The sequence below is a fragment of the Pseudoalteromonas sp. GutCa3 genome, from assembly GCF_002836155.1.
GTDB lineage: Bacteria > Pseudomonadota > Gammaproteobacteria > Enterobacterales > Alteromonadaceae > Pseudoalteromonas > Pseudoalteromonas arctica.
In genome coordinates this window covers 81153-90905 of the sequence record NZ_PJBK01000081.1, presented here as the reverse complement: position 1 = coordinate 90905, position 9753 = coordinate 81153, and the positions used below count along the sequence as shown (strand labels likewise).

7 protein-coding genes are annotated in these 9753 nt (G+C 39.7%); 1 reads left to right on the top strand and 6 read right to left on the bottom strand.

What is annotated here, in order from left to right:
* Window positions 1-43: 43 nt before the first annotated feature.
* On the bottom strand, window positions 44-796 hold the full coding sequence (locus CXF64_RS15220; RefSeq protein WP_010555099.1) for a Nif3-like dinuclear metal center hexameric protein: 753 nt from the start codon (window positions 794-796) through the stop codon (window positions 44-46).
* Window positions 797-946: 150 nt separating this feature from the next.
* On the opposite strand from CXF64_RS15220, the gene CXF64_RS15215 reads away from it, so the two are divergent.
* Window positions 947-1288 carry a hypothetical protein gene (locus tag CXF64_RS15215; RefSeq protein ID WP_002961684.1) on the top strand — a complete coding sequence of 114 codons (342 nt, stop codon included), beginning with the start codon at window positions 947-949 and terminating at the stop codon, window positions 1286-1288.
* A 199-nt stretch (window positions 1289-1487) separates the two neighbouring features.
* On the opposite strand, the gene CXF64_RS15210 is transcribed toward CXF64_RS15215, so the two are convergent.
* The 5 genes from CXF64_RS15210 to CXF64_RS15190 all read right to left on the bottom strand — a co-directional run bounded on the left by CXF64_RS15210 (window position 1488) and on the right by CXF64_RS15190 (window position 9617).
* The gene (locus tag CXF64_RS15210; RefSeq protein WP_101217422.1) at window positions 1488-4667 is read right to left on the bottom strand and encodes an amidohydrolase family protein; all 3180 of its coding nucleotides are present in this window, start codon (window positions 4665-4667) and stop codon (window positions 1488-1490) included.
* 105 nt (window positions 4668-4772) lie between these two features.
* Entirely contained in the window at window positions 4773-5597 is an 825-nt protein-coding gene (locus CXF64_RS15205; RefSeq protein ID WP_024595522.1) for a M90 family metallopeptidase, read from the bottom strand.
* A gap of 198 nt (window positions 5598-5795) precedes the next feature.
* On the bottom strand, window positions 5796-6434 hold the full coding sequence (locus tag CXF64_RS15200; protein WP_101217421.1) for a chloramphenicol acetyltransferase: 639 nt from the start codon (window positions 6432-6434) through the stop codon (window positions 5796-5798).
* A 185-nt stretch (window positions 6435-6619) separates the two neighbouring features.
* Window positions 6620-7660, bottom strand: coding sequence for a Leu/Phe/Val dehydrogenase (locus CXF64_RS15195; RefSeq protein WP_008138453.1), 1041 nt, complete (start codon window positions 7658-7660; stop codon window positions 6620-6622).
* Between the two features lie 430 nt (window positions 7661-8090).
* A complete protein-coding gene (locus CXF64_RS15190) occupies window positions 8091-9617 on the bottom strand; it encodes a fumarate hydratase (protein ID WP_101217420.1) in 1527 nt (508 codons plus the stop codon).
* Between the last annotated feature and the right edge of the window lie 136 nt (window positions 9618-9753).

Below are 9753 nucleotides of genomic sequence, written 5' to 3'. Positions count from 1 at the left end.
ATCTATCTCAAGTAGCGTTCAGGTTAACTAATAGATAGCCTAGTTAAACTGGGTTATCTATATCTATAAATGTCACATCAAAACCATGCTCTTGAGCAAGTAACTCACCCAGAGCTTTTACACCATAGCGCTCTGTTGCATGATGCCCTGCAGCAAAAAAATCAATGTTTTGCTCACGAGAACTATGAATTGTTTGCTCCGATGCCTCACCCGTTAAATAAGCATCAATGCCTTGCTCTGCAGCTAAATCAATATACCCTTGCCCACCACCGGTGCACAGTGCAATGGTTTCAATTTTTGTTGAACGTACTAAACTTGTGAGTGGGGTTCGATTTAGCACTTTTGCAATTTTATCTGCAAAATCTTCACCACTTAATGGTGTTTTTAAACGCCCTTTCATTGCTACGCTATTTGAAGTTGGCTCTAGCCCTGTTTCAATTTCAATATCCAATAACTTTGCAAGTTGCGCGTTATTGCCAACTGCTGGATGAATATCGAGTGGTAAGTGATAGCCAAATAAATTAATATCGTGTGCTAATAACGCACCTATACGACGCTTTTTCATTCCCGTTATTGGTTGGGATTCCCCTTTCCAAAAAAATCCATGGTGAACTAAAATAGCATCTGCTTGTTGCTCAATGGCAGCATCTATTAATGCTTGACTTGCGGTTACACCCGTCACAATTTTTTTAATTTCGTTTTTACCTTCAACTTGTAAGCCATTTGGGCAAAAATCTTTAATTAATTGAGGTTTTAAAATGTCATTTAGGAGTTGGTTAAATTCTCTACGTTGCATATAACTTACCTTACTTAGCACTGAATTTTGTGCAAATTTTGGCGTTTATAGCCCTAAAATGGAAGGAAAATCGCAAAAAATTGAAAAACTGTTTTAAAATAGGTATAAATACCTCTTCTTTATCTGTGTTCACAACGTATAGGGTCTCTGATGAGCAAACTAGACAAAACAGAAGTGTTATCTGCCTTTGAAGCAGCGTACGAAACTGCCAATGGTAAAAAACCTGAAATCACAACTAAACCTGGTTGGTACAGCATTGATGGCGGTAAAAATTTACGCCTAGCTGACGTAGCAGAGCTTACTAAAAAGTTAAACTCTGGTAAAACAACTAAAACGAAAAAACCAAAAGCAGCTGCGCCTGTTAAAGCACAGAAAAAAGCGCCATTCACTGTCGTTACCGAAAACGAAGAAGGTTACACAGCGGAAGAACTTTGGATTGTAATTTTAGCTCGTAAAGATCATGACTGTCGCTTACCGCGCGGTGTTGTTTAATCAACATTTATGATTTTTAAAAGAAACCGCGTTTAAGCGGTTTTTTTATGTGCGCGATTTGCTAAAAAATATCTAAAAATTATATTAATTATCGTCTTCCAACCTTAATTGCACCATTTAATCAAAAAAATAGAGCCTTATAAGTTGAGTAAGACTAAAAAAAGCGGCTATGTAGCCGCTTTCAAAAGATCAAAATAAATTATAACTTTTCGAAGTAAAGTGGTTCGCGTTCTTTTTTACCTACTTCATTCATTGTTTCGGCATTGAATAAGCGACCATTGATCATGGTGTAATCTACTTTATCCGAATCTCGAATGTTTTTAAGTGGATCGCCATCAATAACCATTAAATCAGCAAGCTTGCCAACTTCAAGTGATCCTACGTTTTTATCAAGCCCTAAATACTTAGCCGGATCGAGTGTTGATGCACGTATAGCTTCAAGTGATGTCATACCGCCTTGTGCAAACATCCACATTTCCCAGTGTGCACCTAATCCTTCACGCTGACCGTGTGCACCTAAGTTAACCAAAACACCTAAGTCTTGCAGTTCAGCAGCAACTCGTGCGTTATTAAAGTGATTATAGTGATGATCGGGCGCTTTAATGCGGCGCATAGAACGCGGTAATAATTGGTTTTTAGGCACAAATTTACTTAAACGCGGATGATTCCATACATCAGTTTTATCGTACCAGTAATTTTCACCCCAAATACCACCATAAGCCACTACAAGCGTAGGTGTATAGCCAACATCACTTTGCGACCATAACTGCTTTATATCGTCGTATATGTGCTCTACAGGGATTGAATGCTCAATACCTGTGTGTCCATCTACAATCATACTTAAGTTATGTTGTAATAATGAGCCGCCTTCTGGTACTACCATCATTTCAAGTTCACGACCTGCTTCAATAACTTGTTGGCGCTGCTCTCGGCGTGGCTGGTTATACGATTTAACACTAAACGCCCCTACTTTTTTAAGGCGCTCTAAATGAAATTTAGCATCGTCTAACGAGTCAATATGCGACGTATAACCTGGCATATTTGCGCCATATAAAATAGTACCCGTTGAGAAAATACGCGGGCCAACAATCATGCCTGCCTTTTGCATTTCGCTTGCGGTAAATATTTCAGAGGTATCGTTTGATGGATCGTGAATTGTAGTTACACCCAGCGCTAAACCTGCAAAGTTTTTCCAGTTTTGCTCAGGTATAATTTCACCGCTTGCTTGCGAGCCATGTGCATGAGCATCAACAATACCAGGCATAATTGTTTTGCCTGTTACATCAATAACCTCAGCACCTTTAGGGATGCTTATCTCGCTGGCTGTACCAATTGCTTTGATATGCTTGCCATCGGTGATAATAACACCATTTTCAATAACCTTTTCGCCGTCCATAGTAATAATTTTTGCACCAGTGAGCGCAATCATGCCTTTAGGCTCTGCCATTTTTTTACTGAAACCGATATTATCGCCACTTTTCACTTTAAAGTCGGCATCTTCGGCTTTGTTAATGGCAAACATCCCCTCAAGGCTTGCATGATAAAGCTCAGGCCCTAATGTCCAATAAAGTTTGTTGCTCTTAGCACTCCAGCTAATGTTTTCACCAGCACGTACCGATAACTGCTCTATTGGAAATTGACTGTCTTTAGGCCCAATATTAATTGTTTTACCACTTTGAACAAACGGCGTTACAAATACTTTAAATCGCTCAGCAAAAGCGAGGTATTGCCCATCTGGTGATACTCTAAATTCTGTCGCATGTTCTGACTCGTACAGTTTGCGAACTTTTTTACTTTCAAGCTCAACTACGCTAAGCGTTGGTTTTGGCCAAGGACTCATTATAAAAACGCGATCGTTTGCATCTCCAAATTGTGGTTGATAACCACTTTTTGAAATAAGCTCACTTTTACCGCCTTTTTCGCTTACGCTATAAACCCCCGGATTAAGTGACCACTTAGGGTTTAAAATACTGCCGCCAGTGGCTTTTCGATAAACAACCGTTTTACCATCTGGGCTAAACGTTGGCTCTACGTACTTGCCAGGCTCTTTAGTAACTGTATCACCACGACCACTGCGCGCAGACACAACTCTCACTGACCCTTGTTTGTTATCATCCCATGTGGTGTAAACTATTTTTTTACCATCGCGAGAGTACTGTGGAAATAATTCGTAATGATCAGTTTGCTTTGTTAAACGCTTAATTTTACCCGACTCTAAATCACGTTTATAAATATGTCCAAGCGCTTCAAAAATTGCCGTTTCGCCATCTGGGCTTACTTGCACATTACGCAGCATTTTTACATCAAACTCATCAGTATCTAAGTTTTGTGTAAAGCGCACCGCTTTTTGAATTTTTTTACTTGTTTGCACTTTAAAAGGAATGGTTTTTACAGATTTGTCTGCAACATCTAGCTTGTGAATTGTGCCACCAGCCCAAAACACCAGTTCTTCGTTATCTGGTGTCCATGCAATGGTTGGGTATACACCATGAATAGCCCATGTTTCTTGCATATCTCGCTCAAGCTTATCGTAAAGCTTAGTGTGCTCACCGCTGGTTAAGTCATATAAATAAAGACTAGTTTGAAAATCATCACGCTTTATATACGCCAGTTTTTTTCCATCAGTTGACGGTGTAGGCCTAATAGCACCGCCCATCGTATCGATTATGGTTTCAATTTCACCCGTTTCACGGTCGTAGCGCTTAATTTTATAAATGCCCGCTACAGAATCCTTTGAATAATGAAAGGTTTTACCGGGTGTTGCATCATGCGAAAAGTATACATAACGACCATCAGGTGAAAACATTGGCTCACCTAAATCTTTTTGATCGTTCTCGCGTTTTGTAAGCTGTACGCCCTTGCCACCCGCTTTGTGATACAACCACACTTCACCTGCTCCCAATGAGCGGCTAGCTGTAAAGTGTTTACGCGCAACTAAGTAGTCGCCATCAGGACTCCATGCAGGGCTATTTAGTAATCTAAAGGTTTCATCGGTAACAGCGTGTTGGTTTTCGCCATTTAAGTCCATTATCCAAATGTTATCGCCACCACCTTGATCGGAGGTAAACGCAATACTTTTGCCGCTAGGACTAAAACGAGGTTGCATTTGCCATGCAATATCAGAGGTGAGCTTTGTAGCTGTACCACCACTCATTGGCATAGTGTAAATATCGCCAAGTAAGTCAAACACCACGGTTTTACCATCAGGGCTAACATCTATATTCATCCATGTGCCTTGCTCAACGCTAATTGCAGCGTCAACAAATTGCCCCTTAGGTGAATCTACTTGCCATTTTTGTTCGTCTTTTTCGGCGGCATTTACCTGCCCTATCGCTAATGACACCGACAATGCTAATACTGTATGAAGCATTTTTTTCATGCGTTTCTCGCTTGTTATTGTTGCAGTAAAAACTATTTCACATGATTGCAACAAAAACAAACGCAACTTGCCAGCGTTATATGATAAAGCGCGGTTTATGTAGGTTTAATGCCAAACAATAGGGTCAAATTGATAGTAATTAACTAACATACTGTAAATTTCAGGATCGTATCGGCGAAGCTCTGCGGGTTTTTCGAGGAAGGTTTCGGTGAGTACAGCAAAAAACTCAGCTTCGTTAGTCGCACCATAGCTGTGAATAACATGCGGCATGCTATAAGCAACGTGACTTTTTAACTGGGTGAAAGCACGGCTAAATACTCGGCCCCACTCTTTGTAATCTGCTGAGCTTTTTAAAATGGGTGTGCCCGTTGTTTTACCTGTTTCTTGATCGAGTTGATGCGCAAACTCATGAAAAACTAAATTATGTCCATCACTTGGCAAGCGGTTACCCTCAAGCACATCATGCCAACTGAGTACAAGCGTGCCGCCAGGCCATGACTCGCCTAGTCTTACCGTATTGTGGTAACTCACAAGTCCTGCACTATCGCGAGTTGATTGTGGGGCGTAATAAGCACTGGGGTATAATAAAATTTCTTTTACATTTCTATATAACGGCCACGGTTTATTAAGCACTAATACACACGCATCGGCGGCAACAATTAACTTCATTGCAGACGTTAGCTTTAAGCCATCACAACCGACAAAGCGTTTTTCATTTAAAAACCACGTAATATGTCGCTCTAACTTTTCTCTGTCGGCATCGGTCATTTTTTTATAGATGGGCATGCAACGCAGTAAAATATCTTTTTGCTGCGAATTTAAAGCAAAGTCTTTATATTTACTGCGCCATAATCGGTTTTGAATTGATGGCCAACGCCAGAAAATCACCACAAAAAGAATTAAAACAACAATTAACAGTCCATTTATCATGGGGATTTCCTGAGCTAAGGTATGGTATATAAATATGTCCAGCACACGTGCTTTTCAAGCATATAAGGTTATGTATTTGAATAAAAAGTAATTCACATCGCATTGCTTATAGATTACTTATAGATTACTTATAGATTACTTATAGATTACTTATAAATTGTTTACTGCTTTGCACTGCCGTTAAATGACGTGTTTAAGTTAACCTTTGCAAAAGGAGTCAAATGTACCCTGCAATGTGTTTATAAATTTCGCTACGTGCAAACCATCCATTAATGAGTGGTGTACATCGATAGCTAAAGGCATTGTACCTGTGTGTTTATCAAACTGACCAAATACAAATTTAGGAATGCCTAAACTCTGCCCTTCACTAAATGCATGCGAAAACGCACTAAAATTCAGCCACGGCAAAACAGATATATGAATTAAGTCGGCCTGCCCTTCTGTTTGAGCAAATGCATCAGAAAATAACGGCTGTTGTTTCGCTTTTTTGCTTACGTCACTTGCATGATTTGCAAACTCTTTAAAATCGCTTGCGCTATTAAAATAACTAAAAACAAATGTATCGTTTTCAGACAGCTCAACCACACTTGCGCGAACACTATTAAGTAACCATGGTTGATTATCTATTATACGTAGCATTATTGAATCGTACTCATGGCACGCTTTTAAGGTGCAATATACATACGCTTGAAAAAAAGAAAATTGATTGGTTTTGCAATAGTCGTAAAGTGCTTGAGCATCTAAACGCACACACACATTAAAATAAGGCTGAGAAAAGTGTTTAAATAATTCAAAGTGTTGCTTTCTAGGCCAATTATCTAAATCGATAGGCTGCATGAGAGAAGTTGAGGGAGTCATAATTTGCCGCACAAAATTAAAAATAAAGTGTACCGCTGTTCAATAATAATTGCATTAGGGTCTGTTAATCTTTCAAGGTTAAATCCGCAAAGATCAACACCCCTTAACTTACAGATAAACAAAAGGTGTGCAATTGCACACCTTTATGTAAATTAGAACTTAAATTACAGACCGTTTTTAATGATCTCTTGCGCTAATTCGTCAGCAATTAAATGCGTTGATTTTTGCTCTTTTTCGCTGCGAGCAAAAATTTCAGTTAACGTATTAAAAATACCTTCAACATGCTTATTAGACGCTGCTGCACTGTAACCTTCTGGCGCTGTTTCGTAATAAACATTAATAATACCACCGGCGTTAATTACGTAATCTGGTGCATATAAAATGCCTTTTTCACGAATAACTTCACCGTGGCGAGATTCTGCCAGCTGATTATTAGCACAGCCTGCAATAATAGTCGCTTTTAAACGCGGTATCGTTAAATCGTTAACGGTTGCACCTAATGCACAAGGTGCATAAACATCAACATCTAAGTCGTAAATGTCATCAATGCCAACCGCAGTTGCGCCAAAATCACTTACTACACGATCAATGGCGGCTTGGTTAATATCAGTTACAAACAACTCAGCGCCCGCATCATGTAAATGTTTACATAAACCATAAGCAACAGCACCTAGACCTTGAACAGCCACTTTCACACCTGCAAAATTTTGATGGCCACGTTGATGCTGTAGCGCTGCTTTAATTCCTAAAAAAGTACCGTATGCTGTAAATGGCGATGGGTTACCGCTTTTACCTTCAAGACCCAGTACGTAATTAGTTTCTTTATTCATGATAGCTACATCAGCACATGTGATGTTTACATCTTCTGCTGAGTAATAGCTGCCATTTAATCGCTCTAACTGACGGCCAAATGCACGAAATAATTGCTCAGATTTAATTTCTTTCGCATTACCTATAATTACAGATTTACCGCCACCAAACGGTAAGCGCGCAACTGCATTTTTATAAGTCATGCCCTTTGATAAACGTAGCACGTCATAAACAGCATCTTCGTCGTTTGCATAATCCCACATTCTACATCCGCCAACTGCAGGACCTAGGTTAGTATTATGTACAGCAATAATTGCTTTTAAACCCGACTCTTCATCAGAACAAAAAACCACTTGTTCATGGTTATCAAATTCAACTCGATTAAACACAGCCACTTAAAATACTCCGAAATAGTTAACCCGTGAGAGGGTATGCGCGCTGGAAATTGTCGAGACTTTATCACTTCATATACGTGTTCGCTATACTCACAGATGATAAAACCAATGAAAACATTAAGCTTAAATTAAATAACCCAATTAAAACCTTTATATAGATAAAAAATTCACAAAACCGTCATTTGTAAGTTTTAAATACTATAAATATAAGAACCACACCGACTTACGTTTACGTGAACGTAATACAATTGTTGCATGTAAAGTTTAATATACAAGTGCTACCTGGCCGCTACGTACCGCTGCCTATAGGTTTCCAGTAAAAAGTAAGCTTTTTCGCAAACTGGTCAGAGCTGTAAACTTACTAATAACTCTATTTAAAAAAACAAAAAAGCGAGCACTAGGCTCGCTTTTTAAAAATACAAAACGTACGTTATTTTAGCTTGCTATCAAGCTCTTCAATTTTAGCTTTCCAGATAGCAGGGCCTTGTGTATGCGCATTGGCGCCTTCACTGTCTACTGCAACGGTCACTGGCATATCTTCAACTTCAAATTCGTAAATAGCTTCCATACCTAAATCTTCAAAAGCAACTACGCGTGCTTTTTTAATCGCTTTAGATACTAAGTAAGCTGCGCCGCCTACAGCTATTAAATAAACAGATTTATGCTCTTTAATAGACTCAACCGTTGCAGGGCCACGTTCAGCTTTACCAATCATGCCTACAATGCCTGTTTTTTCTAGCATCATATCGGTAAATTTATCCATGCGAGTGGCTGTTGTAGGGCCAGCAGGACCTACTGCTTCATCGCGTACCGCATCCACTGGGCCTACGTAATAAATAAATTTATTATCAAAGTCTACGCCCTCAGGTAAACCTTCACCTGAATTGATCATATCTTGCAGACGTTTATGCGCTGCATCACGACCTGTTAAAATAGTGCCCGAAAGTAAAACAGTTTCACCCATTTTCCATTCTTGAACATCTTTTTTAGTCAGTGTATTTAAGTCAACACGACGTGTGCCTTCGCCCACTTCAAATGTTACTTGTGGCCAATCTTCTAGCTTAGGTGCTTTTAAATTAGCAGGGCCAGAACCGTCAAGTGTAAAATGTACATGGCGAGTTGCCGCACAGTTAGGGATCATTACTACAGGTTTTGAAGCTGCATGCGTTGGTGCTGTTTTAATTTTAACATCAACAACCGTTGTTAAACCGCCTAAGCCTTGTGCGCCAATACCTAATTTATTAGCACGGTCAAAAATTTCTAAACGCAGTTTTTCTTCAGTCGTTTCTGCGCCGCGTTCCATTAGTTCATGGATATCAACCGGATCCATTAACGACTCTTTAGCCATTACTGCCGCTTTTTCAGCCGTACCACCAATACCTATACCTAGCATGCCTGGCGGACACCAACCAGCACCCATTGTTGGTAGTGTTTTTTCTACCCATTCAGCAACATCATCTGACGGGTTTAACATAACCATTTTACTTTTGTTTTCAGAGCCGCCGCCTTTAGCCGCAACCATTACTTCTACTTTACCACCAGCCACTAAATCAATATGCACAACCGAAGGCGTATTATCTTTCGTGTTTTTACGCGTGCCAGCAGGGTCTGCAACAATAGATGCACGTAAAGGGTTATCTGGATTCAAATATGCACGACGAGTACCTTCATCAACCATTTGTTGAACGGTTAAATCTGTTTTATCCCACTTAACATCCATACCTACTTTAACAAAACAGGTAATAATACCGGTATCTTGGCAAAGTGGACGCTTGCCTTCAGCCGACATGCGTGAGTTAATTAAAATTTGTGCAATGGCGTCTTTAGCCGCTTTACTTTGTTCTTTGTTGTAAGCTTTTTCGAGAGCTTGAACAAAATCAAGTGGGTGATAGAACGAAATATATTGCAATGCATCTTCAATGCTATCAATAAAGTCTTGCTGACAAATTGTACTCATAGTGGTTCCTTAAGTTACCGTTACGCGTTGTCGCGTAATCTAAATCAAACCGGTGACGGTGGTTTGCACTGTTTTTTACAGCTTAGTGCTGCCAAAAAATTTGACTTATGATACCCTCCCAGCCCGTTTCGAGCCA